The following is a 26,856-nucleotide window of genomic DNA, read 5'->3' as shown; positions in this document are numbered from 1 at the left end:
GACGCCGGATTCGTCGAGACCGAGCAGTACTGACACACCCCGCAGGACACCCTGCCCCTGGCCGCGCGGAAACCAAGCCCCCCCCCCTCGGACCGCGCGGCCAGGCAGCAATCCAAGAGTCGGATTCACCGGATTCACGCAGGATGCCTCGACGCGACAGCGGACGGCACGGCTCCTGGGCTAATCTGCGGGTGTGAGCACCGGACGGGAAGGCCCAGAAGCCGAGAAGTGGTTGGCTGACACCCGGGCGTCCTACGATGCCGACGCCGTCAGCTACGCGGACGAGGTGCGAAACCTCCTGGCCGAGCTGCCTCCCGAGCGGGAGGTCATGGCGCTGTTCGCCGAGTGGGTGAGGGCGCGCGGCGGCGGGCCCGTCGCGGACGTGGGGTGCGGACCCGGGAGGATCACAGCCCACCTGAGGGACCTCGGAGTGGATGCCTTCGGCATCGACCTGTCGCCCCGGATGATCGAGGTGGCACGGCGTGAGCACCCCGGTCCGCGGTTCGAGGTGGGATCGATGACCCAACTCGACCTCGCGGACGGAGAGTTGGCCGCCCTGGTCGCCTGGTACTCGATCATTCACGTTCCCGATGACGCGATCGGCGCGGTCCTTGCCGGCTTCCGTCGGGTGCTGCGGCCCGGCGGTCTGCTGCTGCTGGGTTTCCACGTCGGTGAGGCCTCACCGCCCAAGCCGCAGGAGAACGGCGAGAGCTGGCCGGAGTCCTACGTCCGCCGTCGCCAGCCGAGTCAAGTGGCCGCCTGGGTCGACGAGGCCGGCTTCACCCTTGAGACCCACCCCACGCTCACGACGGCCGCGCGCACGCTCGGCGGAGTGCTGGTGGCGCGCCGCTAAGTGATGGTGGGCCTCGTCGTCGTATCGGCATAACCACGGCCCTTCGCCGTACCCGCGTGGGCGTGGAGGTAGGGGCCCGCATCCCCTATTGCGCCGGTGGCGGTCGCTCGGCTGACGAGTTATCAGCGGGTTATCCACCGGGTCTCAGGTAGGGCTAGCCCCATGTTCTTGGGCGGACTGGTTCCACTAGTTTCATCATCCGCACAGCGGTTTGGGCAACAGCCTGTGTATCCGTCAGATCCCAGATCTCGGGAGCGCTGTGCGGAGGAGTTCTGCTGCGTCGGGGCCTTCGTTCTCGACGGATTCACCGCCGAGCACATCAGCGCTTCCGAGCCACGGTTCGGAAGGTGAGCCCGACCGAGCTGATGGGCTCACCTGAGACTAGGAGATCTCCATGCGTTCGGAGCAAGTGCTGCCGGGCACAGCCGAGTTGCTGCGCTTACATGAGGTCCACAAGGTGTACGGGCGCTCGCGCAACAGCGTGGCCGCGCTTGCGGGCGTGTCACTCGGCTTCCAGCGGCACACGTTCACCGCTGTGATGGGACCCTCGGGCTCCGGCAAGAGCACCTTTCTGCACTGTGCGGCCCTCCTGGATCGACCGACGTCCGGCAGCGTCTTTCTGGACGGTCAGGATCTGACGTCGATGAACGAGCGCTCGTTGACCAAACTGCGCAGGAACCGGGTCGGGTTCGTCTTCCAGAGTTTCAACCTGCTGCCCGCGCTGAACGTCGTGGACAACGTCACGCTGCCGCTGCGCCTTGCGGGGAAGCGGCCCGACCGCGGGCTGGTGGACGACGTCATCGAGCGCACCGGCCTCACGCCCCGCCGCAAGCACCGCCCGGGCGAGCTCTCCGGCGGTCAGCAGCAACGCGTGGCGATCGCACGGGCCTTGGTCACCCGGCCGATCCTGCTGTTCGGGGACGAGCCGACCGGCGCCCTGGACACCGAGACCGCACTGGAGATCCTGGGACTGCTGCGCCAGGCGGTGGACAACGGCGAACAGACCGTGGTGATCGTCACGCACGACCCGGTGGCCGCATCGCACGCCGACCGCGTGGTCTTCCTCGTGGACGGGCGGGTGAGCGCCGAGCTCGAACGGCCCTCCGTCCAGCAGGTGGCCCGGGAGATGACCCAACTGGGCGCGTGGGCCCGGAGGCAGCAGCCCATGGACGCGGGACGGGTGATCTAGTGCTGCGTCTCGCGCTCAAGACCTTGTGGTACCGCAAGGGCGGGTTCCTCGCGTCGCTGATCGCGCTGTTCGTCGGCGCCGTCGTCGTACAGGGCTGCGGCGGTCTGCTGGAGACCGGCATCCGCGCCGACGTCAAGGCCGAACGTCTGGCCGCGGCGCCCGTCGTGGTGACCGCGAGTCAGGACTATCCCGGCCACGTGGTCGGCTCCGCGACCGATCCGATGACCGAGCGCGTCCTGCTGGACGAGAACCTGGCGGACGCCGTGGCAAGGGTGCCCGGCGTGACCCGGGCCGTGCCGGACGTCTCGGTGCCGATCACCGCGCTGGCCGGCCGTCCGATCTCCGCGTTCGGCCACGGCTGGGCCAGCGCGTCGCTCTCGCCCTACGAGCTGGTTGCGGGCGCCAAGCCGACCGGGTTTGGCGAGGTCGTGGTGGACAGCACCACCGCGAGAAGACTGGAGGTGCGGCCGGGCTCGCGGTTGAAGGCGTCGGTGCGCGGCGTCCCGCAGATGTTCCGGGTCAGCGGGATCGCCGAGAGCCACACCGCCACCCAGCCCGCGCTGCTGTTCTCCGACCGTGAGGCGACCCGGCTGTACGACCGGCCCGGAAAGATCGACGACATCGGGGTACTCCTCGCCCCGGGCACCGACACGGCGAAGCTTGCCACCGCGCTCGACGACGTCGTCGCCGGCCACGGTGCCCAGGTGCTCCGAGGCGATGACCGCGGGGTTGCCGAGTTCCCGGACGTGATCAGCGGCAAGCGGAACCTGATTCCGGTCGCGGGCGCGTTCGGCGGTCTGTCCACCATGGTCGCGATCTTCGTGGTCGGCAGCACCGTAGGCATGTTGATGCAGCAGCGCCGCAGGGAGATGGCACTGCTGCGCACGACAGGAGTCACGCCGGGGCAGTTGCGCCGCATGGTCATGGCGGAGACGTTCGTGATCGCGCTGCTCGCGGCCGGCCTGTCGCTGGTGCCAGGACCAGTGTTCGGTCACTTCATGTACGACGTCCTGGTCGAGCAAGGTCTCATCCCGGGCGAGATGGTCTTCAGCCAGGGGTTCGTCCCGAAGCTCGCCGGTTTCGGTGCCACGCTGTTCGCGGCGCTGGCCGCCGCGTTCATCGCCTCCCGCCGGGTGTCGAAGGTCCGGCCGACCGAGGCGATGGCCGACGCGACGCTGCAGACCCGCTGGATCAGCCCCATCCGCATGATCCTGGCCTTCCTGTTCCTGGGCGGTGCGACCGCGCTCGCGATCGTGACGGCCTCGGTGATGACCGGGCCGATCGCGGCCAGCACGGCCGGGCCCGCCGCGATGCTGTGGGCGGTCGGAGTCGCCCTGGTGTCCCCGGGGCTGTGCCGCTGGCTGGCGGCTCTGCTGCGTTGGCCCATCGGCTGGTTCACCGGTCTTGCGGGGCGGCTGGCGATGCAGAACGCCTCGGTGCGCAAGGTCCGCCTCGCGTCGGCGGTCATCCCCATCATGCTGGCGACCGGGCTGGCCACAGCACTGATCTACCTGCAGACAAGTCAGGACGATGCCAACAGCCGGATGTTCGCCGACGGACTCAAGGCGGACAGCCTGGTCAGTTCGCAGAGCGGCGCTCTTCCACCCGCGCTCGTGGAAACGCTCTCCCAGCTGCCACAGGTCGCCGGAGCGTCCGCCTCGGTCTCCAGCGAGGCGCGCCTGGAGACCGGTACCGGCCCCGATAAGGGCGACGGGGCGACGGCGGCGGACCGTCAGATCGAGCCGAGTCGGATCGACCTGCAAGGGGTCACTGCGTCCGGCGCGCGGCAGACGATCGGGTATCCGGCGGTGCGCGGCGACTACGGACGTCTGACCGGCGACAGCATCGTGCTGCCCAGGGGAGTGCTGAAGGACAGGGGCAAAGACATCGGCGACCGGGTGCGGCTGCGCTGGGGCAACGGAGAGGTGACCACGATGACGGTCGTCGGATCGTTCACCCCTCCACGCGGGTTCGCCTACGCGATGGTGCCCGCGGCCGAGCTGCTGCCCCGTACAACGACGGGCGTACTGCCGCAGATCCTGGTGAAAGCGAAGCCGGGGGTGTCGCCATCGGGCCTGAAGGCAGCGGTGCGGAAGGCGGCGAGCGGTGTGCCCGGAGTCGTCGTCGAAGACCGCACGGAAGCGACGGCGGCGCACGCGCGGAGCGACGAGAGTGGCCGGGTGGCGAGCTTCCTGCTGGCCGCAGTCGTCGTCGGCTATGCGGTGATCGCACTGATCAACTCGCTGATCGTGGCGACCGCCGAGCGGCGCGGCGAGTTCGCGCTGCAACGGCTGATCGGTTCGACCCGCGGCCAGGTGATGTGGATGATGTCGGTCGAGGCGCTGGTGACGGCGCTGGTCGGGATCGTGCTGGGCACCGCCGTCGCCGCCGGGTCACTGGTTCCGTTCGGGCTGGCCCTGGACGGATCGGTGCTGCCCAGCGGGCCCGCGTGGGTCTACCTTGCGATCGTCGCGAGCGCGGTGGTCCTGACGTTCGCCACGATCCTGCTCCCGACGTCGGTCGCGCTGCGGGCCAAACCCGCGGAGGCCGCCGTCGCTCCATGAACCGGGCCATGGTCGGGCGATGAACGGAAACCTGCCGTCGGGCATCCGCGGCGGGGCGCCGTCCAACGTGTCGACCTTGAGGGCCTGTTCCTCCACCCGGTGTTCTATCCGTACGCGCTTGGCCGAGTTCAGGAACGCGTGCAGTTCGTCCGTCACCGGGGCGCCGGCGCCGAGCCCTCGCGTGAGGTGCGGCCAGCCGGGAAGCGGCCCAGCCACGCGGGGTGGCCCTTGTGTATCACCACGTACCGGCCCGGTGCGAGCATGCCAGTGCCGACCGATCCGCCGCTGGAGCCGTTCCCGATCGGCCTCTGTGTGCGCCGGGCCGATCTACGGCGCCCCGTGATGGCCGCGCTGTGGAGCTTGGTGCCTTAGGAGTCTCCGGCGGACAGCGCGCAGCACTACACACATCCCTCCGCGGCATCGACGTATGCGCGCACGAGAGGGGTCTCGGCGTTGGTGCGCCAGACAAGGGCCCAGCGGCCGATCGGTGCGTCGTCGATGGGGAGATACCTGACACCGGGCCAGGGGTAGTAGACGGCAGCCTCGGCCTGGATCGGTTGGACTATCCGGCCGGAGCTGACGGCGATCAGCGTCTCCTGCCAGGTGGCGACCTTGGTGCCTCGCCTGATGGGGCGCCCGCTGGGCGTGTGGAAAGGAAGCAGCCCCTCTTCGAAGTACGCGGGAAGAGAATGCTGGGACGAGGCGACCTCGTAGTCCCCGAAATCTTCCATGCGTATCGAGTCCCGCTGCGCCAACGGATGCTCGGACGCGACCATGCAGACCAGTGGGTGCTCACTCATGACCGGGCCCACGGTGAGGTCGCTCTCGCGGACCGGCAGCCAGAGCATGGCGATGTCGACCTCCCCGGAACGCAGTCCGGCAAAGGGCATCGAGGGCTGGACCTCGACGAAGTCGACCTCCGCGCCAGGGTGCCGGCCGCGAAAGAGGGAGTTGGTGGCCGTGAGGATCTGGGACAGCGCCCCCATCGTGCCGATCCTGAGTGTGCCGTGCACGCCGCGTGCCGCCGACGCCGCCGCAGATCGGGTGCTGTCGAGAATCTGCTGGTAGGCGGGTCTGAGCTCCGCGTACAGGCGCCGCCCAATGGAGGTCAACTCCACCCGGCGGCTGGTGCGTCGAAACAGCGTGCCGCCGATTTGCCGCTCCTGTTTGGCGATCGACTGGCTCACCCGGGCTTGGGTCACGTGTAGGCGCTCGGCCGTCCGGCCGAAATGCAGCTCCTCGGCCAAGGCCAGGAATATCTCGATGTCTCGCAGCTCCATGCTTCTCCCCCGACTTCCTGCACCCGCCGTCCGCACAGACGCCGGACCCGATCCGCGCTCCCCCGCCCGCATCGATAAGCGAAAGGTAATCGATGGCCTGCGCAGACGGCTGTTGATCCGCCATTCCGGCGCTGACACCGTGAAGTGTCCGCCCAATTCAGGGCGCGACCACCATCGGGAGGGGCGCTTGTCCATGGGGATATGGCGACCTGGGCCCCGCCCAGCCGATCCGGTCCTACAACAACAGGCTCCCGGTCAAGGCTGAGCTCTGGTACTGGGACTCCGTCCGGGGAACGGGGTGGGTTTCCGGTGGCGCGATCAGGCCGGGCGGCTCCAGCAGCGACACGGGCGGCAACTTCGAGGGAGCGGATCTGGTGTGCACGGGCGGCCGGAGTCCCTACTGGTCCCAAGCCTGAGGAGTTCACCAGTGCCCACAGCAGCCGTGTAGGTAGTGGCAGTTCGGGCTGAGAGCCGCGCCCGGGTGGAGCCATGGCCCTTGGTCATGGCTCCACCAAACGCTCTTTGCCAATCATCGACAACAGGGGGAACGCGTGGAGTTGAAGCGTGCGGGATCGCTACTGGCGGCGGCACTTGTTCTGGGGTCCGGCGGTTCGCTGACGCTCTCGTCGGGTGCCTCGGCGGCCTCGCCGGAGTTCCGGTACGAGGTGACCCGCAGGGCGGAGGCCTACCGGGACATCCCCGGCACGGACATGGTGTTCACCGCCGCGGCGGGCCAGAAGTCTTATCTGTGGTCCCGCAACCTCTCGGTCGCCAGCGTCACCCCGCTCGGCAGCGGGGACAACATCGGCTCGACCGTGGCCGTGCGCTGCAAGAACTCCGACGGCACCACCCTGCCCGCTTCCACGGAGGCAGGGGCGTACTGGGCGACGAACCAGGTGCCGCCGGGTGAGACGTCGGTGGCGCCCGCGCTGCGCTGGGTGTTCACGGCGCAGACGGCAGGTACGTACAACTGCCGTCTTTCGGTGACCAGTTACTCCAGCATCATTCAGAACGGGCGCAGCGTGACCATGCGGATCCCCGCTGGAGCGGAGCTGGCGCGCGCCGTGTATCCGTCGGCAGCCCGCTGGACGCTTCCCGCCCGTACCACCGTGATCTCACGTGGGACCACGCACACCACACTCGGCTACTCGTACACCCCCAGCGGCGGCGACGGCATCACCGTCGTCCAGGATGCCGCCCTGACCACCTGCGTGGCCGGCTCGTCCATCTGCCCGGGCGGTTCGACCGCCAACGGCGGCACACGGGCCGAGACCTGGATCGAGGCGCAGCCACAGAACGCCGACGGGGCCAAGTGCGGCGGGCCGATCAAGTCGGCCGTGGGCAAGTGGAACATTTCCAACGCCAAGCATCACCAGACCGCCACGAACACACTGCACCTCACCAAGGCCCAGCTCGGCGGCTGCACGCAGATCCGCACCACCCTGAAGATCAAGAATGTCGAGGGGAACCCCGTCAATCTGCACACAGGCCACGCCCCCGGCGAGATCGCCGCCAGTCACGGGCTCGCCTTCACCGCACCGGCGGCCCGGATGTGACGTGCGCCGGTCCGCGCCAGCCCGCTCTCCCACCACCAGAACCAGGAAGTCCCTTCATGAGCGCGATGAACGCCACCCGTTCCGAACTCGTCATCGACGGCCGCCGGCTGTCCTACCTCGACTTCGGCGGTCCTGGCCGACCGCTTGTGGCCCTGCACGGCCACCTGTCCGAAGGGGCCACCTTTGCCGCTCTCGCGCAGGCCTTGAGACCCCAGTGGCGGGTCATCGCACCCGACCAGCGCGGACAGGGCGAATCCGACCGCGCCGCCGACTACTCCCGCGCCGGCTATCTCGCCGACTTGCAGGCGCTCCTGGACCATCTGGAGCTGGCCAGCGTCGTGCTGCTCGGCCACTCCCTGGGCGGCATCAACGCCTATCAGTTCGCCGCCCGTCACCCCGAGCGCGTCACGGCCCTGGTCAACGCCGAAGGGCCCACCGCCCTTGGGCTGGACGGCAGGAACCCCTTCGCGTTCCTGCTGAACCTGCCCTACCAGGCGGCCACGCGAGAAGCGCTCGTGGAAGGCCTGGGCCCCGCCGCACCGCACTTCAGCGACCGGCTGCGTGAGAACGCCGACCACACCTGGCGACTTCCCTTCCACCCGGTGGAGATGTACGAATCGGAGGAACAGATCCACGGCGATCACTGGAGCGACTGGACGGCGACCAGCTGCCCCGCCCTGCTGATCCACGCCACCAGGGGCGTTGTCCCGCCCGAGCAGATCAAGGAGATGATCGGACGTCGCCCCGGCACGACGGAGGCCGAGATCGATGCCGATCACCTGCTGTACACCACGGCGCCCGGACCCTTCGCCGCGGCGGTACGGGCATTCCTCAGCACCCTCCACCAGCCGGCGCGCATGCTGTGAGCAGCAAGAACGACGCCGCGTATGTCCACATCGTGGTCTCGGATACGGTGTCAGCCGCGTACGGGTGATCGGTCTAGGGGGATCCGCAGTGGTGGGCTGGCAGGGGCGGTTGGCGTGCGCCGTGGCGGTTGTCGTGCTGACGGCCGGGTGCGGCGCAGGCTCCGACGACGAACCCTGGAAGGCCGTCGGGGACCCTTCCGCACCCGGCGTGGACGGCTCGGCCAAACCCGGACGCGTCTTCAGCGACGGCGATCTGGCGCAGCAACTGGCGCCCTCCGAGACCTTCGGCAAGGGCGTCAAGGCCGGACGCCTGCACGAGGGGAAGTTCAATACGGACTGGGGCCTTCGGTCCTTGGACTGGGACGAGTGCGAGCCGGTGGAAGACGCGGAACCGTTCGCCTCGTACATGCGCGAACTTGGGGCGTACCGGGGAGCCAGCGCCCAGCAGACGGCCGTCAAGTGGAAGCGGCCGCAAGACAAGACGGACCCGGACGAGGGACCGGAGGTGGAGGTGATCCAGTCCCTGGTCTCCATGCGTGGCACGGACGCCAAGCGTTACCTCAAGCTCCAGCACGCCATCTACTCCCACTGTGCGGTGGTCGGTTACGACGCGGAGGCGGGAATCGCCGAGGACCACAACGAGGTCGCGCGGCTGGAGGGCGTGGGCGATGAGGCGCTCTTGCAGTCGACCGCGGTCACGGGAGACGACGGGGCCGAGAGCGAATACGACTCCCCGCGGCGCTACACCGTCGAGGCCCGCGTCGGCGGTGTGATCGTCAGCATCGGCAGCCACCACGACAAGGACAAGGTGATCGCCTGGGCGGCGCTGCTCGCCCGCGGTGTCGGCAAGGACCTCTACGGCACCAGGTAGGCAACCCCTCCCCCGCGGCCCGCACCGGGGGCCAAGTCCAGAGGGGGGGGCTCCCCAGCGGCCTGTGGTGGAGGCGGATGTCTAGTCAGGTGTCCCGTCGCGCGAGGTTCTTGGGGCGAGGCGCTGGAATTGACCCTCGTGCAAGTCGCTCACCCACTCCCAGCCGGGCTTGGCCGATGAGCCGATCCGTGGGTCGCTGGGAGCGTGCGCGTCACGCAGAGCGTGCACGTACGCTCGGTCCAGATTGATCCTCGCGCGTACCTGATCATTTCTGCCGACGGACCCGTGCCCGGGGATGACGACATCGGCGTCGTCCGCCACGTCCTCCAGCAGCCGCAGCCCGACGAGGTAGTCCCCGATCGGGTCGGCGGTGTCGTCGAACATCGGCACCAAGACATCAGAGAGCATGTCGCCTGCGACGAGAACCCTGCGTTCTTCGATCAACAGCGCCGCGTGGCCCTGAGCATGCGCCGGATGCTCAATGATCCGGACCTTAGGGCCGTCCCAGGGAATCTGCGCGGTGTCAGCAGGCAGACCCGTAATGAGGCCGAACAGGTCCAGCGGTACGTCCTCGGCGATTTCCGGTGGTAGCCCCTCGGCGGCGCGGGCCTTCCAGCCCGGTTTGGACAGCAGATCTTGCATGTAGGCCGCACAGCGGGCCGTACCGTACCGAGGCGCTTCGCCGAGTTCGGCATGCCAGAGAACGTGATCCCAATCGGGATGCGTGGAGAATCCCGCGACAACGGGCTGGGCCAGCTTACGAAGGTCGTTCGCCAGACAGGCCATCTCATCGCCTGTGATCCCGGCGTCGATGACCAATACGCCGTCCCTGCCCTCCACGACGACGGAGTTGTTCTGGAGTAACTCGCTCTGGTGGGTCAGCACACCCTCCGCGACCTGCTTCAGCATGGGGCTCCTTCCGCTCAAGATCGAAATCTCGGTCAGCCGTGGAATACCGTGGTCTCCCCCAGCGTGGCACGCTCAGTGATGATCTGGTTGACCGGTGCGGCGGCGTCGGCGTATCCGAAGGAGATGCCGACGAGTAGTTTCCCTGCGGTATCGCCGAGTTCGGAACGTACCTCGTCCGCGTAGAAGCTCAACAGTCCCTGCGGGCAACTGGCCACGCCGTACGCGGTCATCGCCAGCAGGAGCGTCTGCATGTAGGCGCCGACGTCGGCAGCCAGCCGCGCGTTGTCCTGTTCGGAGACGAAGAGGAACGCGACATGCGGTGCGCCGTAGAACCCCAGGCTCTCGGCGTCATAGGCCGCGCGCGCCGCATGGTCGTCAGAGCCGATGCCCAGTGTCCCGTAGAGCCGACCGCCGAAGGCGGCACGCCGCTGCTGCTGAACCGGCGAGTAGAGGTCATCGCTGTACGGGAAGTCGACCGAAATGCGCCGTGCGGCGTGGGCCGCCTGAAGGGACGCTGCCAGACGGTCGCGCGGCGCGCCACTGACGACCTCCACCCGCCACGGCTGCGCGTTGGAGTTCGACGGCGCCGTTCCCGCCAGCGAGAACATCGCGCGCATCGTCTCCTCGGGCACGGGCTCGGGCAGGAACGCGCGCGTGGCACGTCGGGCACGGATCAGCTTCTCCGCGTAGCTGCTCAGTTCGGTGTGGTCGGACCAGCTCATGGGGCTCCTCAACGACAATCAAAGTAAACGCGTTCGTTTACTTGAGATCGATGGTAGGCCCGCACCCCGGGCAAAGTAAACGTGACCGTATACTTTCTTCATGGACGCGACGAGTGAGACGACACGGCGAGGAGGGCGAGGGGCAAGGGAGCGCATCCTGGCTGCCGCCGCCCGGCTGTTCGCGGAACAAGGAATCACGGGGACCGGCATGGAGCAGGTCGCGGAGAAGGCACCGGTCTCCAAGCGGACCCTCTACGTCCACTTCCACTCCCGAGACGAACTGGCGATCGCCTACCTGCGCGCGCTGGTCTCGTCGGGAAACACCATGGAGAGTGTGCTGATCCGCGACGACCTCAGCCCTCGCGAGCGGATTCTCCGCTTGTTCGACCAGCCCGCCACGGACGCGTCCTCGGTGCGAGGGTGTCCCTTCATCGACGCGGCGGCAGAGTTCCCCGACCCGAAGAATCCGATCCACGCCTATGCCCGTGAACAGAAGCTCCGGATGGCGCAGTTGGTCACGGACCTGGTGGCGGAACTGGGCTGCCGTGAACCGGCCGCACTCGCCGAGCAACTGGTGACCCTCGCGGACGGAGCAGCCAGCCGTGCCATGGTGCTGGACCAGGCGGACTACGGCCGGCACGCCCGCGCGGCCGCGAAGATCCTCTTGGAACAGGCTCTCACGCCTCCCTCAGGACACTGACGCGCCGAGGAGGACAAACGCCCCCTACAGCCGAAGCCATCCAGGGTCAACCACCGCGTCCACCTCGGCAGGCGCGCGGGCGCGTTGATCCTGGACGCTCACGCTCACGCTCACGCTGCGCTTCCGCTTCCCAGCGCATCTGCTGAGCCCGTAACCGCACCTCCACGGCATCCGCCCGCGCGGCACGGGCCCGGTCGCAGGTCTGCCGGAAGGCGAGGCGCAACTGCTCGTGCTTCTCGACTGCCCGGGCCACCTGAACTCGCTCAACGGCATCGCCCATGGTCACTCCGTGCGGCTCGGAGAACAGTCGCAGCCCACCTTGCCTCACAAGAGGCCGACGGGCAGGGCGCATTCGCGCCGATGAGTTTCCAGGGCCGGGTCGGCCTGTAAGGACGGGCGGCCCGGCAGCCGTGCGCGCGCGGGCCGGTGTCCGGGAGGCGTACGAGCAGCGGGTTCCGCGACGGCGAGTTCGGATACCCGGGGAAGCCGGACGAGTTCGCGCATCGGCTGCGGGAGGTCCTCGACGGCGCCTCGTGAGCACCCGCCGGCGGCCGTCTCTGCCCCCGGTGTTGCATCCCGGTGCCGTCGTGCGTCCGAACGACCCCAGGACCGTACCGCCACGCGTCCCGGCAGCCTGGACGAGTAGGTCGGGTCTCGATCGTGGGCCCGGGTGGACTGCCTTGCGCGACGTCGCAGGAAACCGATTGACGCTCTGTTGGCGTTCGGGAACCATTTTGGACCGTGACGACGAACACCGATCATGACCAGTCCACCCACGGGCAGGGCCCTCACGCCGACCGCCCGATCGCCCTGATCACCGGCGTGGGCCGCACCGTCGGAATCGGCGCCGGTATCGCCCGTCGGCTCGCCTCATCTGGATGGGACATCGCTTTCACCTACTGGAGCCCCTATGACGACCGTATGAGCTGGGGCAGCGAGCCCGGCGCGACCGGAGCGATCGGCCAACTGCTGGCCGAGCAGGGTGCGTCCAGCATCGCCATCGAGGCGGATCTCGCCGACCCGGACACCCCGGCACGCGTCTTCGACGAGGTCGAAGAACGGCTGGGCAGCGTCACCGCACTGGTGATGAGCCACTGCGAATCCGTCGACTCCGGACTCCTTGACACCACCGTCGAGAGTTTCGACCGGCACTTCGCCGTCAACGCGCGTGCCGGCTGGCTGCTCATCCGCGAGTTCGGACGCCGCTTCGCCGCAGAACGGGGAACCGGCCGGATCATCACCCTCACCAGCGACCACACCGCCGGCAACCTGCCCTATGGAGCGAGCAAAGGGGCCCTGGATCGCATCACCCTGGCCGCCACGCACGAACTCGCCCACCTCGGCGTGACCGCCAACGCGATCAATCCCGGGCCGATCGACACCGGTTGGATGCCGGAGGAAGTGCGGGAGCAGTGCCTCCGCAGCACCCCGCTCGGCCGGCTGGGGACTCCGCAGGACACCGCGCACCTCGTCGACTTCCTGTGCTCCAGGGAGGGCGAGTGGATCAACGGTCAGCTCCTGATGAGTAGCGGCGGCATCGCATGACAGGTAGGTCCGAGGCGTGTACACGTGACAGCCGGTTGCGCGCGAGGCCGCCCTATATGCCGATGTCCCCAGGCCAGTTGAGGCCCGGGGACATTCGGCGTCACACGTGCGGTGGCGTGTCAGGACAGGGGGTGCGTCAGGTCGAGATGCTGGTGACTGCCTCGACGCCGTAGGTGCTGGCGTAGCCGTTCTCGGCGCCTACGAGAAGGTCAACCACCGTGAAGTAGCGGTCCCAGAAAGGGGTTTCGCGCAGTGCGTCGATGAGGAGCTGGTAGGCGCCGTGATCGTCGGCTTCCCAGACCCAGACGTCGGTGACGCGGGTGGAGTAGAACTCCGTGTCGTAGAAGCGCGAGCGGACGCCGGTGGTCTTGGCCTTGATCGCGGGGACGACCTGGGTCGTAAAGGCGTCCACGCGTTCCTGCGGGGTCATGGCGAGCCACTCAGGTGTGGTCTTGACGAGCATGAACGCCGTGACCGGCGGTGTGGTTTTATCAGCGGTCATTGCGGGTGCCTTCCGAGAGGACTGCGGGCTTGAGGGTCTGGGCGCACCAGTGCTCGAAGGTGGTGGGGGAACCGGTGGCCGGCGTGCGGGTGACGCCCGCGTCGAGGCCCTCGTTCTTGGCCCTCTTCATGTCGACGATGCCCTGGGCGAACGCCTTGTTGAGGCCGTAGCCGACGAGGGCGGTGTGCAGCTCGTCGAGCGGCTGGCGTGCGTAGCGGACGGGCCGACCGAGCTGTTCGGTCATGATGCGGGCCAGGTCGTTGGGGGAAAGGTCCTCGGGGCCGAGGACGGGGACGCTGTCGCTGCCGGACCATGAGCGGTTGAGCAGCAGGTCGGCGGCGGCCGCCGCGATGTCGGCGACGGCGACGAGGGGGGCCTTGCGGTTGGCGTCGACGGCGTCGGTGAAGACGCCCGTCTCCCGGATCGTGTCCGCGTCCTCGAGAAGGTTGTCGAAGAAGGACGGGTTGGCCAGGGCACGGTAGGCCACACCGGTGTCGGTGATGAGGTCGTCCATCGCGAGGGATGCGGTGACGAGTCCGGCGCGGTGGGCGAGCGGGGTGCCGTGGCCGAGCGCGGAGACGCCGACGACGTGGCCGACGCCGTGGGCGACGAGGGCCTTCGCGGCGGGCCGGGTGAAGCCGCAGTAGGCGTCCTCGGGGGTCTGGGACGCGTCCGGGGGGACGAGCCAGAACACGGCGTCGGCGCCCTCGAAGGCGCGGTCGACGACCTCGGCGTCGCCGTGCGAGCCGGTGATCACCTCGGCGCGGTCGCGCACCGCGTCGGGCAGCCGGGCGGGGTCACGTACGACCACGCGCAGTTCCTCGTTGTGGGCGGGGGCGGATTCCAGGAGCAGGGGCAGCAGTTGACGGCCGATGTTCCCGGTGGGGGCGGTGATGACGATCATGGAATCCTCGTGGGTTGTGCTGGATCGGTACGACCCCCATCCTGCGGAGACCCGAGGTATTGCCACAATGGGAACTTGAGCACGGAATCATTGCCTGAAATGGAATAACGCCCATGAGCAGCAGTACAGAGCCTGTCATCGACGCCAATCTCGCCGTCGCGCTGGACGCTTTGCTGACCGAGCAGAGCGTCACTCGCGCCGCTGCCCGCCTGCACACGTCGCCCGCCGCCATGAGCCGCACCCTCGCCCGGCTGCGGCGCATCCTCCAGGACCCGCTGCTGGTCCGGGCCGGCCAGACCATGGTCCCCACGCCCCGGGCCCAGGCTCTGCGCGAAGAGACGGCTGCGGTGGTGCACCGTCTGGGAGCGCTGCTGGCTCCTGGCGCCGGCGTCGATCCCGCCGTCCTGCGCAGCACTTTCACCCTCCAGGCGGCCGACTTGATCGGCGCGGCGCTGGCCCCGGGGATGCTGCGGCTGGCCCAGCAGGAGGCGCCGAGGATTTCGTTCCGGTTCCGGGCCGAGGATCTGGAAGCCGGGCCGGCTCTGCGCGACGGCCGGATCGACCTGGAGATCGGGTCCATCGATCACGTGGACCCCGAGACCCGGATCGAGGAACTGGTCACCCTACGGATGGCGGCGGCCGTCCGGCCCGGCCACCCCCTCACCGAAGGGACGCTCACCCCGGAGCGGCTGGCCGCCGCAGATCACGTGGTGGTGAGCCGCCGCGGCCGGTTCACCGGTCCCCTGGACACAGCTCTGGCCGAGCGGAACCTCCGTCGGCGAGTCGCCGTCGTCCTGCCCAGCCACATGGCGGCGATGACCCTCGCCGCCAGCAGCGACATCGTCTGCCTCATCCCCACCGCACCCCCCGGCGCCGCGCCCTCGCCCTTGACCGACCCCGCCACCACCCTGGGCCTTCGCCTCCTCGACATCCCGTTGCCACTGCCGCCGCTGACCATCGGCATGGCCTGGCACCCTCGCCATGCCGCCGACGGAGGCCATCACTGGCTCCGCAACGCGGTTCGCCGGACGCTGCATGCACCCGGGGGCTCGGCCGACTGACGTCACATGCCGTGCTGCCAGCGGGCCGCCGGTCTTTCGCCCTGAGGACTCTCAGGAACCGACTCGCGCCACCAAGGCGCCCAGCGCCTCCCCGAGGGGCAGTTCGACCCGCAAGGTGGCCCAGCGGTCGCCCCGGGTCGGGCCCTGGTTGACGATCAGGACCGGCGTGCCGGACTCCGCCGCCTGGCGCACGAAACGCAGCCCGGACATGACGGTGAGGGAGGATCCGAGCACGAGCAGGACGGCGGCCTCCTCCACAAGGCGCCGACACGCCGCGACCCTCTCGAGGGGAACGTTCTCTCCGAAGAAGACGACGTCCGGCTTGAGCACTCCGTCGCCACAGGCCGAGCACGCCACCACCCGGAACTCGCGAACCGCCTCATCCGGCAGTTCCACGTCACCGTCCGGATTGACCCGCGCCGCGCGGTAGCGCTCGGCGGCGGCCTCGAACCCCGGATTGGCTGCACGCAGCCGTTGGTCGAGCTCCGCACGGGTACTGCCTTGCCCGCAGAACAGGCAGATAACCCGGTTCAGGCTCCCGTGGAGTTCGATGACGTCCCGGGCCCCGGCGGACTGCTGGAGACCGTCGACGTTCTGTGTGATCACACCGGTGACCAGACCTGCTTCTGCCAAGGCGGTCACCGCCCGATGACCGGCGTTCGGATGGGCCCGCGTCATGGCCCGCCATCCCAGCTGACTGCGCGCCCAATACCGCTGCCGGGCCTGTTCGGCGCCGACGAACTCCTGGTACGTCATGGGGGTGTGCCGGCGCAGGGAGCCGTGCTCCCCTCGGTAGTCCGGGATGCCCGACTCGGTGGAGAGCCCGGCCCCGCTCAGTACCGCGACCCCGCCGCCGCGCACCGCCTGGACGACTGGCGTGAGGTCGGTCGAGGCCGGCAGCAGGCCGCCGGTGGGCTCCCAGGTCAGCGTAGGTCGCGTCCGCATACCTGCCAGCTTACGTTTCGGGCGCCGATCCCCATGTCCCACGCCGGGCTCGGCCTCAGGAGGACGCCGCGGCCTTCAGCGTGAGTTCGGCACTGGACGCCACCTGGCCGAAGCGGGGCAGGTTCAGGGCGATCGCGGCCTGGTGCTCCGCCGAGGTGAGAGCGGTCATCGCGTCCTCCGCGAAGACCAGCTCGTAGCCATGGTCGGATGCGGTGCGGGCCGTTGATTCCACACCCATGTTGGTGGCGATCCCGGCCAGGACGAGGGTCGTCACCTTCCGCCCCTGCAAGAGGTCGTGCAGGCCGGTGTGGTGGAACGAGCCGATGGTGCCCTTGACGACTGTCTCGTCCGCCAGGGCCGCCACCCGCTGATGCAGTTCGCTGCCTGGGGGCTGCTCGGCGACCTGGGGCCGTTCGACCCGCACCGCGACCACCGGCGCACCGCCGGCCCGGAATCGTTCGGCCAGAGCGCAGGCGGCGTGCAGCGCCTCGGCGCCGGAACGGGGGCCGAGCGACAGGTCAATGATCCGGGGCATGAAGTCGACCAGGACGAGAGCCGTGCTCGCGGGTTCCAGAATGACCATGGGCGCAGCCTACGCACGGCCGGGAGTCTGCAAGGGGTCAATGACCGCACCGGGGTTGAGGATCCCGGCCGGGTCGAGGACCTTCTTGCCCGCCTGCAGGGCGGCGGCGAAGAGATCGGGGCGTTGCTGGTCGTACCAGGGCCGGTGGTCGCGGCCCACCGCGTGGTGGTGGGTGATGGTGGCGCCCGCCGTGATGAGCGCCTGGGAGACGGCTTGCTTGATCTCGTCCCACTGCTCCACGGTCCTGCCCCACCGGCCCGCGGCGTAGATGCCGAAGTACGGCGCGGGGCCGTCCGGGTAGACGTGGGTGAACCTGCACGTCACCACGCCTTCCGCGCCGACCTGGCGCATGGCGTCCTGGGCGGCGTCGTGCACGGCCGCGCGCAAGGCGTCGAACCGGTCCCAGGTGCAGGCCGTCTCGAAGGTTTCCACGATCATGCTCTGCGCGGCCAGGGCGTCTCGCTGATACGGCATGCGCACGAACGAGGAGCGCCAGGTGTCGGCGGCGGCGGTGCGCACAATCCTCGCGGAGCTGTCGGTGTGGCGCGGCGGTTCGCTCAGGGTCCCGCCGTGGTCGCGGCAGAGCTCCAGCGCGCGCTCCATCCAGGCGTCGACGGGATGGTCCGCGGATTCGAAGCCGAGGACCAGGACGGCGGTCGCGGAGCCCGCGTTGATCAGGGCCTCCATGGGGTCAAGGAGGCGGCAGTTGGCCGGGTCGAGGCCCGACTGGGACAGCGCGCGCACCGCCTGCACGCCCGCGTCGTACTGGGCGAAGGAGACCGAGGCACCGGCCCGCCACCGCGGCCGGTCCTGCAGGCGCACCCAGGCCTGGGTGATCACGCCGAGCGAGCCTTCGGAGCCGAGGAACATGCGGTCGGGAGAGGGGCCGGCGCCCGAGCCGGGGAGGCGGCGGGACTCGACGACGCCTGCGGGGGTGACGACCCGCAGCGATTCTGCGAGGTCGTCGATGTGGGTGAGGCGCGTGGCGAAGTGCCCGCCGGCCCGGGTGGCCAGCCAGCCGCCGAGGCTGGAGAACTCGAAGGACTGGGGGAAGAACCGCAGGGTGTATCCCTGGGGCCGCAGTTGCTCCTCCAGGTGCGGGCCCAGGACACCGGCCTGGACGAGGGCGGCCCGGCTGGTGGGGTCGACTTCGAGCACCTGGTCCATCGACGTGAGGTCGAGGCTGACCACTCCTGAGTACCGCTCCCCCACCCGGGGTTCGACGCCGCCCACCACCGAGGAGCCGCCGCCGAAGGGTATGACCGCGATGTTCGCGTCGTGGCACCAGTCGAGTACGTGGACGACCTGGGCTTCCGAGGCCGGGCGTACGACGAGGTCGGGCACGTGGGGCAATGCGCCGAGGAGCGCGCGTACGACATCGCGAAAGGCCTGCCCGTGGCTGTGCGCCAGGCGGTCGCGCACGTCCGCGGAGACGATGGCGGCCAGAGAGTCCGGCGCCTTGATCCTGCTCGCACCCACGCCGAACGCCTCGATCGGAGGAGCCTCATGGATGGTCAGATCGGCCTTCGGCAGCAGGGCGGCAGGGCGGCGGGTGAGCTCCTCGCGTTCGGATCCGCAGACCGCGTCCTCCGTGTTTCCCCAGCCCCACCACGAACGCGTTTTGCCCTTCATGGCCCGCACCGCCCATCTGAACACAGGGTAAGTTACCTGCCGGTCACCTTGGCATAGGGTACGGACATGGGCAAGCAGGAGAAGGGCACGCGCGGGGTCGGCACCAAGGGGATGCCGCGAAAGGACCGGGAGCGGCTGATCCTTGACGCGGCGGCCGACGAGTTCGGCAGGAAGGGCTGGGCGCGCGGGTCGACCGCGGAGGTGGCTGCACGGGCGGGCATCACCAAGCCCATGATCTACGAGTACTTCGGCTCCAAGGACGGGCTCTACCTGACCTGTCTGGAGCGTGCCGGCAGCCACCTGGTGGCGGCCGTGGAGAACGCGCAGGAGGGCTCACCCGACATCACGCGTGCGGCACGCACCCTCAGGGCCATCTTCCACGCACTCGAGTCGCGCCCGCACGACTGGGAATTGGTGTACGACTCCACGCTGCCGACCGACGGCGACCTGCACAGCGCGGCGACCGTCCACCGGAGAGAGCTCAACCGGCTGGGTGCGGTGGGCGTTGCCGAGTTCCTCCATGCCGCTCCGGCCGACGACCCGCTCGACGCCGACCTCGCCACGCATCTCTGGTACGGGACGGTGAGCGCCGCCGTCGCCTGGTGGCGCCACCACCCCGAGCAGAGCGCCGCGCAGATGACGTCCCGCTTCGAACGGATCGTCACCATGCTCTGCCCGGACAGGACTGGACCCGGGCAAGACTGAAGCTGAGGTTCAGGGTGAGGGTTAAGGGTTCGACATCGGCGGTGGATCACTCGATGTGACCATTACTCCTCCGGAGACCGTTCAGAAGGGTGAGCAGGACCGCGAGGCGGTGGGCGCGGAGTCGCTCCGCCGCTTCCGACCCGTCCTGGGGCACGTCCGACTGGCTGAGGGCCTTGCGCGTGGCGTGCGCGGCGAGCAGCCCGAGAAGCAGCCGCAGCAGGGCGTGGCTCGCGGCGGCGCAGGCCAGGAGCAACAGAGCGAGGCCGGTACTGGAGAAAGGCATGTCGACCGTCCTTCTGGAAGAGGGAAGGGGAGCTGCCCGGTCTACCGCCCTGGACCCGCGATTCGATGCCCCGCAGGAGCGTGGAGTTGTGTGGGCGCGAGTGGGACCCCGGCCCCCTCCCCGCGAATGCGGCCACCTCCACGCGCCTGAGGGGTTGTTGGCCGTCACCGCTGCGGCGAGCATGCGCGCATGAAGACCAGGGACGACAGGGACGGCAGCGATGACCTGGACGACCGGCGCGAGCCGCGCACGCACCGCAGGAAGCGGGACCTGCCCTTCCCGTACGACCAGGACCTGTCAGGGATCCTGCCGCGCCTCAACCGACGTACCGCCTGGGGCCGCGCCCGGCTCGCGAACCACCGCGTGACGGCGTCCCTCCTGGCCGCCGGAATGCGGCTGCTGGAACAGCACTTCGGTCCGTGTGCCGAGCGGCCGGTCACGAGCAAGAGTCTGCTGCTGGGCCCGTTGTCGCAGCGCTGCGTGGGCGAGGCGTTCGGCCACAACGCCGGCCCCTTCGACCGCCACGGCGACGGCGCGGGGCTGCTGCGGGACCGTTGGACGCCGTACTCGAACTTCATCGTCGATCTGATCAACTTCGCCGTGTGGAAGGAGAACTACCGCCCGGAGTTCCGCACGCAGCGTGCGGCGAACACCAGGCGGCTCGTGCACGGGCGCGACGGCCGCGACTTCGTGCGCGCCGTCCACGACATCGCCCACCGGCACACCACGGAGGGCATGGACTTGCCCTCCGTACGACTCGGCCTCGCCCTCATGACGGTGGCCGACGCCGACGAGGAGATCGCACGGATCACCTCGGGCATCTACGCCGACTACCTGGGCTCGTGGAAGGAGCTGTACGCCGCCGTCCTGCGGGAGCGCGGTCTGCGCCTGCGTCAGGGGCTCACGCTCGACGACCTGGCCGACGCGCTCTCCGCCGCCAATGACGGCGTGACGCTGCGCGCCCTCGGCGACCCGGCCTCCGGTGTCGTCGACGACGCCCGCCAACGCTCCCTGACCGGCACCCTCACCCTCGCCGTGATCCACGCTTTCCTCGAACCGGAGGACGAAGCGAGCGGCCTGTCCCTGGAGCAGGCGGTCGCGGCGCGCTTCGGCGGGCACGGCTAGGTCGTACACGGCGGGACGCGGGGCGCGCGTGCGGCGACCGGGCAGCTCCCCCGCGACGGACGACGGCGTGCCGGTGCCCATCCGGCCGCCGCTCATGGTGGGCACCTGCACATGGCCGGGGCGCTCGGCCGTCCCCGAAGCTGAACGTCCACGAGCGACGCACCCCCGCAACCGCTGAGCGGCGACGTGCGGACCGCTTCTCCTCCATCACGGCCTGCTGCGCTCACTTGCGCCCGCGGGAAGGACTGCCATGCCCACTTCCTCCGAAGCGCTTCACACGGCCGCGACCCGCAGGGCGATACGCCGGCTGCTTCCCCTGCTCGGTCTGGCGTACTTCATGTCGTACGTGGACCGGACGAACGTCGCGCTGGCCAAGACGCAGCTCGAGGCCGACATCGGCGTGAGCGCCGCCGCGTACGGGCTCGGCGCGGGCGTCTTCTTCGTCAGTTACGCCCTCTTGGAGGTCCCGAGCAACCTGGTGCTCTACCGGGTGGGAGCCCGTGCCTGGATCGCACGCATCGCGGTCACCTGGGGTCTGGTGTCGGCCGCCATGATGTTCGTCCAGGGGGAAACCTCCTTCTACGCCCTGCGGTTCGCCCTCGGCGCCGCCGAGGCCGGCCTGTACCCGGCGCTGATGTACACGGTCACCCTCTGGTTCTCCCAGCAGTACCGCGTCACCGTCGTCGGCCTCATCTACACCGCGCCCGCGGCCGCGACGATCCTGGGCGCCCCGGCCGGCGGGGGACTCATGGCCCTGGACGGCGTCGCCGGATTCCAGGGATGGCAGTGGATGTTCCTGGTCGAGGGCCTGGTGACCGTCGGCGTCGGCATCGTGGTCTGGATCGCCCTGCCCAACCGCCCGCAGGACGCGCGCTGGCTCTCGCCGGAGGAGGCCACCGCCCTCTCGGAGCGCGCCGCCGCCGGTGAGCCCTCGCCGCACCGCCTGCGCGGCAACTTCAAGCTGGCCTTCGGTCGCCCGGTGGTGCTGCTGCTCGCCGGCACGTACTTCGTCAACCAGCTCGTCACCTCGGCCATCGGTTTCAACTTGCCGTCCATCGTGGAAGGGCTCGGCGTCGAGGGCTCCCTCAACATCGGGCTCGTCACCGGCAGTATGGGCGTCGCCATCCTCGCCGGGGTCCTGTTCTTCCCCTGGCTGCACGGCCGCATCGGCAACGACACGGGGCTGATCGTGCTGTGCGCCGTCGCCGGGACGGCCGCCATGGGCGCCTATCTGCCCACCGACTCCGTGGGGGCCCGCTACGCGCTGCTCTTCGCCGCCAACTTCTTCCTGACCGGCACGCTGCCGCTGTTCTGGTCCGTGGCGATGTCACGGATGTCGGGCCTGATGGCCGCCGTGGGACTGGCCTTCATCAACACCATCGGGCTACTCGGCGGCTTCTTCGGCCCGATGGTGTTCGGCCTGATCGAGGGCCGCACCGGCAGCGAGCGCACCCCGTTCGTCTTCGTCGTCATCGCGGGCCTGGCCGGAATCGCCCTGGCCACGCTCCTCAAGCGGACCGTGGGCCGCGAGGACGGGGTGCTGCCGGGCCGGGTCCCGGCGATCGCCGACTGAGCACCGGCGCCGACCGCCCCTACGCCCCTCGGTGCACCGCTTCCCTCGCTTTCGGGACCGGTGCGCCGGGGGGCCGCGCTGTGCGGCTGCCCACTGCCTGATCGGACGGCTTGGGCCATCGCACGATTTCAGCCACCGCGGCGCGTGCTTATCCTTCAGCCATGCACGACGCCGTGAACGCCGCCACGAACGAGGAGCTGGCGCTGCGCCGCGAGCTGGCCCTGACCCTGGTCGAGGACATCGACCGGCTCGTCGACAGGCTGGCGGCCGACATCTGCGCCCACAGTTCGACGTACGCGAGCGGTCGCCCGGTCTCGCACGAGGATCTGCGGCTCGTCCTGCGCGGCAACATGGAGCTGGCCCTGGACGAGTTCGGCGGAATGGCCAGCGATCACCGCTTCGAGGCGGTCGCGGCCGAGAACGGGCGGCTGCGCGCCGAGCAGGGCATGGCCCTTGACACGGTCCTGCGTGCCTACCGGCGCGGCGGACGCGTGCTGTGGCAGGCGATGGCCGACTGGATGCGCGATCGCTCGCCCGCCCAGCAGCACCTGGTGGGCGACATGGCCGGCGCGGTGTGGGAGACCATCGACCGGTTCTCCTCCGCGATGGCCGACGCCTACCGGCTGCGCACCCTTGAGCTCGTGCACCGCGAGGCGTCCCGGCGCGGCGCCCTCTTCGAGGCGCTCCTGGACGGCCGGGGCGGCGACCCCGCCGTGGCCTCCGCTGCGGCCACGGCCCTGGGGGTGCCCCGGCAGGGCCGGTACGTGGTCGTCGTCATCGCCCAGGACGACCTGGATCCGGCCTCCCCGCCCGACCCCGGCCCGGCGCTCGAGTCCCTGGGCATGTGGTCGTTCTGGCGGCCCCGCGCGGAGACGGTCGCGGGCCTGGTGCGGGTCAGGGCGGCCGATTGCGCCCCGCTGGCCGACGTGCTGCGCGGCCAGGGTGTCTGCCGGGCCGGGATATCGCCGCCCTTCGAGGAGTTGCCCGCCGCCGCCCAGGGGCTGCGCCTGGCCCGGCGCGCCCTCGACACCCTCCCGCCGGGCAGCGGCGAAGTCGCCTCGCTGGACGAGCGCCTGGTGCACGCCGCGCTCGGCGCGGAGCCGGAGATCGCCGACCGGCTTGCGACCCGCTACCTCGATGGCGTTCTGCGCAGCGGGGCCGAGTGCCCGGTGCTCCTGGAGACGTTGGGCGTCTGGCTCGACTCGGGCTGTTCCGCGTCCGCCGCCGCCACGCGCCTGTTCTGCCACCGCAACACGATCCTCAACCGCATCAGCCGCGTCGCCGAACTCACCGGCTGGCCCGCCGACTCCGGTGAGGCCCGGCTCGGCTGGGCGCTCGCCCTGCGGGCCCTGGAGCTCGCGCACTGAACCGGCAGCGGGCGACCAGTGGGGTGCGGTGCCGCTGCCCACCGTACGCACGGTGACGTTGGGCCCTTGCACATGGCCCCGCGACGGCGGGGTGCCAGAAGCTGAGGCCGTCGGACACCACCGTTCGTACGCGCAAGGGAGCAACCGTGCAGTTGAGCGTCGCCAGCATCCTCAAGGAATCCGCCGTCCGCCATCCGGGCCGGACCGCGGTGATCGACGGCGACGTCCGCGTCTCCTACCGCGCGCTGTGGCTCGACGTCCTGCGCTTCGCGGCCCGGCTGCGCGCCCAGGGCGTCGGTCCGGGGGTCCGGGTCGCCCTGCTGCTGCCCAACACCACCGACTTCCCGCGCGCCTACTACGCGGTCCTCGCGGCCGGCGGCACGGTCGTCCCCGTACACGCCCTGCTCGTCGCCGACGAAGTGGCCTACGTGCTGCGGCACAGCGACTGCCGCGCGATCATCACCGCCGGGCCCCTCGAAGCCGTCGCGAAGACGGCGGCGACCGAGGTCGGCATCGACGTACTGCACGTGAGCACCGACGGCGAGCCCCTGGAGAGCGTCGAGCCCCGCGAGGCGGAGGACACCGCCGTGATCCTGTACACCAGCGGCACCACCGGCAGGCCCAAGGGCGCGCTGCTCACCCACGGCAACCTGGTGATGAACGCGAGCGTCTGCGCCCAGGACCTGTTCGCCCTCACCCCTGATGACGTGGTCCTCGGCTGCCTGCCGCTCTTCCACAGCTTCGGCCAGTCCTGCGCCATGAACGCCGCCCTGCGCGCCGGTTCCGCCCTCGTCCTGTGTGCCCGCTTCACCGGCCCCGGCGCACTGGACCTGATGGCAGCCGAAGGCGTGAGTGTCTTCATGGGCGTGCCCACCATGTACCACGCCCTGACCGAGACCGTGGAGCACGGCGCGGACCGTCCCGGCGGCCTGCGCATGGCCGTCTCGGGCGGAGCGGCCCTGCCCACCGCGCTGCTCGAACGCTTCGAGGCCGCCTTCGGCACCGTCGTCCTGGAGGGCTACGGGCTCACCGAGACCTCACCGGCCGCCCTGTTCAACCAGCTCGCCACCGGCCGCCGCCCCGGCACCGTCGGGCACCCCATCTGGGGCGTCGAAGCCGCCGTCGCCGACGCGGAGGCCGACGACCGGATCGTGTTCCTCGCGCCCGGCGACGTGGGCGAGGTCGTACTGCGCGGCCACAACATCTTCGCCGGGTATCTCGACGACCCGGCGGCGACCGCGGCCGCCGTCGTCGACGGCTGGTTCCGCACCGGCGACCTCGGCGTGCACGACGCCGACGGCTATCTGAGCATCGTCGACCGCAAGAAGGACCTCATCATCCGCGGCGGCTTCAACGTCTACCCGCGCGAGGTCGAGGAGACCCTGGCCCGCCATCCCTCCGTCGCCCAGGTCAGCGTCCTGGGCCTGCCCGACGAGACCAGGGGCGAGGAGATCTGCGCTGCCGTCGTCCTGCGCCCCGGCGCCACCGACGCGCCCGAGGACATCGTCGCGTGGGCGCGCGAGCATCTCGGCAGACACAAGTACCCGCGTGTCGTGCGGCTGTTGGACCATCTGCCGCTCGGGCCGAGCGGCAAGGTCCTCAAGCGCGAGCTGAAGGAGTCCTGCGCATGAGCGTCGTCGACACCGCCTGCGGCCCGGTACGCGGCACCGTCCAGGACGGCATCGCCGTCTTCCGCGGCATCCCGTACGCCGCGGCGCCCGTCGGCCCCCTGCGGTTCGCTCCCCCGGCGTCCGTACCACCCTGGGAGGGCGTCCTGGAGGCCGGCGGCTACGGGCCCACCGCCCCCAAGAATCCCTACGCGCCGCCCCTGGACGCGCTCCTGCCCGACCCGGACGTCCCCGGCGACGCCTGCCTCAACCTCAACGTCTGGACCCCAGCGCCCGGCGACGGCGCCCGCCCGGTCATGGTGTGGATCCACGGCGGCGCCCTGCGCAACGGCTCGTCCGCCGTGTCCAGTTACGACGGCCGGGCCTTCGCCCGCGACGGCGTCGTCCTGGTCTCGCTCAACTATCGCCTGGGCATCGAAGGGTTCGGCGTCTTTCCCGACGCCCCCGCCAACCTCGGCCTGCGCGATCAGATCGCCGCACTCGCCTGGGTGCGCGACAACATCGGTGCCTTCGGCGGCGACCCGGACAACGTCACCGTCTTCGGCGAGTCCGCCGGCGCCATCAGCATCGCGGCGCTGCTCGCGAGCCCGCACGCCAAGGGCCTCTTCCGGCGGGCGGTTCTGCAGAGCGGAGCTCCCACGGCCGTCGACCGGGCGGAGGCGGCGCGCACCACGAAAGCCGTCGCCGAGCACCTCGAAGTCCCGGCCACCGCGGCGGACTTCGCCCGTGTCGACCGTGCCCGGCTGCTCGCCGCCCAGCGGGCCGCCACCGCGGGAGGCACCCCGCTGACCGGAGGCCGCGGCTTCCACCTCGTCGTCGACGGCGACGTTCTGCCCGAGGACCCCGCCACCGCGCTCGCCCGGGGCGCCGCCGACGGCATCGACGTCCTGATGGGCGGCAACACCGACGAGTACCGGCTGTGGTTCGTTCCCAGCGGCCTCGTCGACCGCATCGGCAGGGCCACCCTGTGGGCCGCCGTCCTCAAGGACCGTGCACCCCTCAGGGCCCCCGGCGTCTACCGCGCCACCAGGCCCGGCGCGTCGCCCGGCGAGATCCTCGGCGCCATGGTCACCGACAAGGTGCTGCGCATCCCCCTCAACCGCCTCGCCGACGCCCGCGTGGACCGCCCCGGCCGGACCTTCGTCTACGAGTTCGCCTGGCCGTCCCCCCAGCACGGCCTCGGCGCCTGCCACGCCCTGGAGATCGGCTTCGTCTTCGACACCCTCGACACACCCGACAGCCTGCTCCTCGCGGGCGAGACGGCGCCGCGCCACCTGGCCGAGGCGATGCACCGCGCGTGGGTCGCCTTCGCGTGCGGCGGCGACCCCGGCTGGCCGCAGTGGAGCACCGAGCGGCCCGTCATGACGTACGCAGCCGACGGCGCCCGCGTCGTGCTCGCGCCCCGGGAGCGCGAACGCCGCCTGTGGTCCTAGGGCCGCAGCCCCCGTACCACCATCATCGCCTTCGCCCAAGCACGCACCGGCATGCCCACG

Annotated in this window: 24 protein-coding genes and 1 pseudogene; 16 read left to right on the top strand and 9 right to left on the bottom strand. The window is 70.2% G+C overall.

What is annotated here, in order from left to right:
• The first annotated feature begins 193 nt into the window (after nucleotides 1-193).
• The 4 genes and pseudogenes from ACFUPX_RS18300 to ACFUPX_RS18285 form a co-directional block, all read left to right on the top strand.
• Nucleotides 194-853, top strand: a complete 660-nt coding sequence (locus ACFUPX_RS18300; protein ID WP_383322916.1) for a class I SAM-dependent methyltransferase — start codon at nucleotides 194-196, stop codon at nucleotides 851-853.
• Nucleotides 854-1,247: 394 nt separating this feature from the next.
• Nucleotides 1,248-2,042, top strand: coding sequence for an ABC transporter ATP-binding protein (locus ACFUPX_RS18295; RefSeq protein WP_383322913.1), 795 nt, complete (start codon nucleotides 1,248-1,250; stop codon nucleotides 2,040-2,042).
• Nucleotides 2,042-4,606, top strand: a complete 2,565-nt coding sequence (locus tag ACFUPX_RS18290; protein WP_383322910.1) for an FtsX-like permease family protein — start codon at nucleotides 2,042-2,044, stop codon at nucleotides 4,604-4,606. Before ACFUPX_RS18295 ends, ACFUPX_RS18290 begins: the two co-directional genes overlap by 1 nt.
• A 267-nt stretch (nucleotides 4,607-4,873) precedes the next feature.
• Nucleotides 4,874-4,978: pseudogene (locus ACFUPX_RS18285) on the top strand (transcriptional regulator); the annotation flags it as partial.
• A gap of 26 nt (nucleotides 4,979-5,004) precedes the next feature.
• Here ACFUPX_RS18285 and ACFUPX_RS18280 read toward each other — a convergent pair.
• The gene (locus tag ACFUPX_RS18280; protein ID WP_383322907.1) at nucleotides 5,005-5,886 is read right to left on the bottom strand and encodes a LysR family transcriptional regulator; all 882 of its coding nucleotides are present in this window, start codon (nucleotides 5,884-5,886) and stop codon (nucleotides 5,005-5,007) included.
• Between the two features lie 551 nt (nucleotides 5,887-6,437).
• Between ACFUPX_RS18280 and ACFUPX_RS18275 the strand changes: the two genes are divergently transcribed.
• From ACFUPX_RS18275 to ACFUPX_RS18265, 3 genes are all read left to right on the top strand, one after another.
• A complete protein-coding gene (locus tag ACFUPX_RS18275) occupies nucleotides 6,438-7,442 on the top strand; it encodes a hypothetical protein (protein WP_383322904.1) in 1,005 nt (334 codons plus the stop codon).
• A 56-nt stretch (nucleotides 7,443-7,498) separates the two neighbouring features.
• Nucleotides 7,499-8,308: an alpha/beta fold hydrolase gene (locus tag ACFUPX_RS18270; RefSeq protein WP_383322901.1), complete on the top strand. Its 810-nt coding sequence runs from the start codon at nucleotides 7,499-7,501 to the stop codon at nucleotides 8,306-8,308.
• Nucleotides 8,309-8,429: 121 nt separating this feature from the next.
• Nucleotides 8,430-9,179 carry a hypothetical protein gene (locus ACFUPX_RS18265; protein ID WP_383322898.1) on the top strand — a complete coding sequence of 250 codons (750 nt, stop codon included), beginning with the start codon at nucleotides 8,430-8,432 and terminating at the stop codon, nucleotides 9,177-9,179.
• An 81-nt stretch (nucleotides 9,180-9,260) separates the two neighbouring features.
• Here ACFUPX_RS18265 and ACFUPX_RS18260 read toward each other — a convergent pair whose 3' ends face one another.
• Nucleotides 9,261-10,088: an MBL fold metallo-hydrolase gene (locus ACFUPX_RS18260; protein WP_383322895.1), complete on the bottom strand. Its 828-nt coding sequence runs from the start codon at nucleotides 10,086-10,088 to the stop codon at nucleotides 9,261-9,263.
• A 32-nt stretch (nucleotides 10,089-10,120) separates the two neighbouring features.
• Nucleotides 10,121-10,810 carry a nitroreductase gene (locus tag ACFUPX_RS18255; protein WP_383322892.1) on the bottom strand — a complete coding sequence of 230 codons (690 nt, stop codon included), beginning with the start codon at nucleotides 10,808-10,810 and terminating at the stop codon, nucleotides 10,121-10,123.
• 100 nt (nucleotides 10,811-10,910) lie between these two features.
• Here ACFUPX_RS18255 and ACFUPX_RS18250 point away from each other — a divergent pair, with 100 nt between their 5' ends.
• Complete coding sequence (locus tag ACFUPX_RS18250; protein WP_383322889.1) at nucleotides 10,911-11,510, top strand: TetR/AcrR family transcriptional regulator; 600 nt, start codon at nucleotides 10,911-10,913, stop codon at nucleotides 11,508-11,510.
• 741 nt (nucleotides 11,511-12,251) lie between these two features.
• The gene (locus ACFUPX_RS18245; RefSeq protein ID WP_383322886.1) at nucleotides 12,252-13,055 is read left to right on the top strand and encodes an SDR family oxidoreductase; all 804 of its coding nucleotides are present in this window, start codon (nucleotides 12,252-12,254) and stop codon (nucleotides 13,053-13,055) included.
• 136 nt (nucleotides 13,056-13,191) lie between these two features.
• Here ACFUPX_RS18245 and ACFUPX_RS18240 read toward each other — a convergent pair whose 3' ends face one another.
• Complete coding sequence (locus ACFUPX_RS18240) at nucleotides 13,192-13,557, bottom strand: darcynin family protein (RefSeq protein WP_383322883.1); 366 nt, start codon at nucleotides 13,555-13,557, stop codon at nucleotides 13,192-13,194.
• The gene (locus tag ACFUPX_RS18235) at nucleotides 13,547-14,461 is read right to left on the bottom strand and encodes an NAD(P)H-binding protein (RefSeq protein WP_383322880.1); all 915 of its coding nucleotides are present in this window, start codon (nucleotides 14,459-14,461) and stop codon (nucleotides 13,547-13,549) included. The genes ACFUPX_RS18240 and ACFUPX_RS18235 overlap by 11 nt, the downstream gene beginning before the upstream one ends.
• 113 nt (nucleotides 14,462-14,574) lie before the next feature.
• On the opposite strand from ACFUPX_RS18235, the gene ACFUPX_RS18230 reads away from it, so the two are divergent.
• Nucleotides 14,575-15,522 (top strand): LysR family transcriptional regulator, encoded by a 948-nt coding sequence (locus ACFUPX_RS18230; RefSeq protein WP_383322877.1) that lies wholly within the window; start codon nucleotides 14,575-14,577, stop codon nucleotides 15,520-15,522.
• Between the two features lie 51 nt (nucleotides 15,523-15,573).
• Here ACFUPX_RS18230 and ACFUPX_RS18225 read toward each other — a convergent pair whose 3' ends face one another.
• Genes ACFUPX_RS18225 through ACFUPX_RS18215 form a run of 3 tightly spaced genes read right to left on the bottom strand, consistent with a single transcriptional unit; the run spans nucleotide 15,574 to nucleotide 18,682 of the window.
• The gene (locus ACFUPX_RS18225; protein ID WP_383322874.1) at nucleotides 15,574-16,467 is read right to left on the bottom strand and encodes an NAD-dependent protein deacetylase; all 894 of its coding nucleotides are present in this window, start codon (nucleotides 16,465-16,467) and stop codon (nucleotides 15,574-15,576) included.
• Nucleotides 16,468-16,522: 55 nt separating this feature from the next.
• Nucleotides 16,523-17,050: an isochorismatase family protein gene (locus ACFUPX_RS18220; protein ID WP_383322871.1), complete on the bottom strand. Its 528-nt coding sequence runs from the start codon at nucleotides 17,048-17,050 to the stop codon at nucleotides 16,523-16,525.
• Between the two features lie 9 nt (nucleotides 17,051-17,059).
• Nucleotides 17,060-18,682, bottom strand: a complete 1,623-nt coding sequence (locus ACFUPX_RS18215) for an FAD-binding oxidoreductase (RefSeq protein ID WP_383322868.1) — start codon at nucleotides 18,680-18,682, stop codon at nucleotides 17,060-17,062.
• Nucleotides 18,683-18,748: 66 nt separating this feature from the next.
• Between ACFUPX_RS18215 and ACFUPX_RS18210 the strand changes: the two genes are divergently transcribed.
• Complete coding sequence (locus ACFUPX_RS18210; RefSeq protein ID WP_383322865.1) at nucleotides 18,749-19,387, top strand: TetR/AcrR family transcriptional regulator; 639 nt, start codon at nucleotides 18,749-18,751, stop codon at nucleotides 19,385-19,387.
• Nucleotides 19,388-19,433: 46 nt separating this feature from the next.
• Here the strand turns inward: ACFUPX_RS18210 and ACFUPX_RS18205 are convergent, their stop codons facing one another.
• Nucleotides 19,434-19,670, bottom strand: coding sequence for a hypothetical protein (locus tag ACFUPX_RS18205; RefSeq protein ID WP_383322862.1), 237 nt, complete (start codon nucleotides 19,668-19,670; stop codon nucleotides 19,434-19,436).
• Between the two features lie 189 nt (nucleotides 19,671-19,859).
• Between ACFUPX_RS18205 and ACFUPX_RS18200 the strand changes: the two genes are divergently transcribed.
• The 5 genes from ACFUPX_RS18200 (at nucleotide 19,860) to ACFUPX_RS18180 (ending at nucleotide 26,796) form a co-directional block, all read left to right on the top strand.
• Entirely contained in the window at nucleotides 19,860-20,795 is a 936-nt protein-coding gene (locus ACFUPX_RS18200) for a hypothetical protein (RefSeq protein ID WP_383322859.1), read from the top strand.
• A 250-nt stretch (nucleotides 20,796-21,045) separates the two neighbouring features.
• Nucleotides 21,046-22,368 carry an MFS transporter gene (locus ACFUPX_RS18195; protein ID WP_383322856.1) on the top strand — a complete coding sequence of 441 codons (1,323 nt, stop codon included), beginning with the start codon at nucleotides 21,046-21,048 and terminating at the stop codon, nucleotides 22,366-22,368.
• A 161-nt stretch (nucleotides 22,369-22,529) separates the two neighbouring features.
• Nucleotides 22,530-23,735: a PucR family transcriptional regulator gene (locus tag ACFUPX_RS18190; protein WP_383322853.1), complete on the top strand. Its 1,206-nt coding sequence runs from the start codon at nucleotides 22,530-22,532 to the stop codon at nucleotides 23,733-23,735.
• A gap of 146 nt (nucleotides 23,736-23,881) precedes the next feature.
• The gene (locus tag ACFUPX_RS18185) at nucleotides 23,882-25,366 is read left to right on the top strand and encodes a long-chain fatty acid--CoA ligase (protein ID WP_383322850.1); all 1,485 of its coding nucleotides are present in this window, start codon (nucleotides 23,882-23,884) and stop codon (nucleotides 25,364-25,366) included.
• Nucleotides 25,363-26,796, top strand: a complete 1,434-nt coding sequence (locus ACFUPX_RS18180) for a carboxylesterase/lipase family protein (RefSeq protein ID WP_383322847.1) — start codon at nucleotides 25,363-25,365, stop codon at nucleotides 26,794-26,796. Before ACFUPX_RS18185 ends, ACFUPX_RS18180 begins: the two co-directional genes overlap by 4 nt.
• The last annotated feature ends 60 nt before the right edge of the window (nucleotides 26,797-26,856 follow it).

It is taken from the genome of Streptomyces sp. NPDC057302 (assembly GCF_042667685.1).
Taxonomy (GTDB): Bacteria; Actinomycetota; Actinomycetes; order Streptomycetales; family Streptomycetaceae; genus Streptomyces.
Note: the sequence above shows the minus strand (reverse complement) of the source record. Positions and strands in the feature narration are given on the sequence as shown.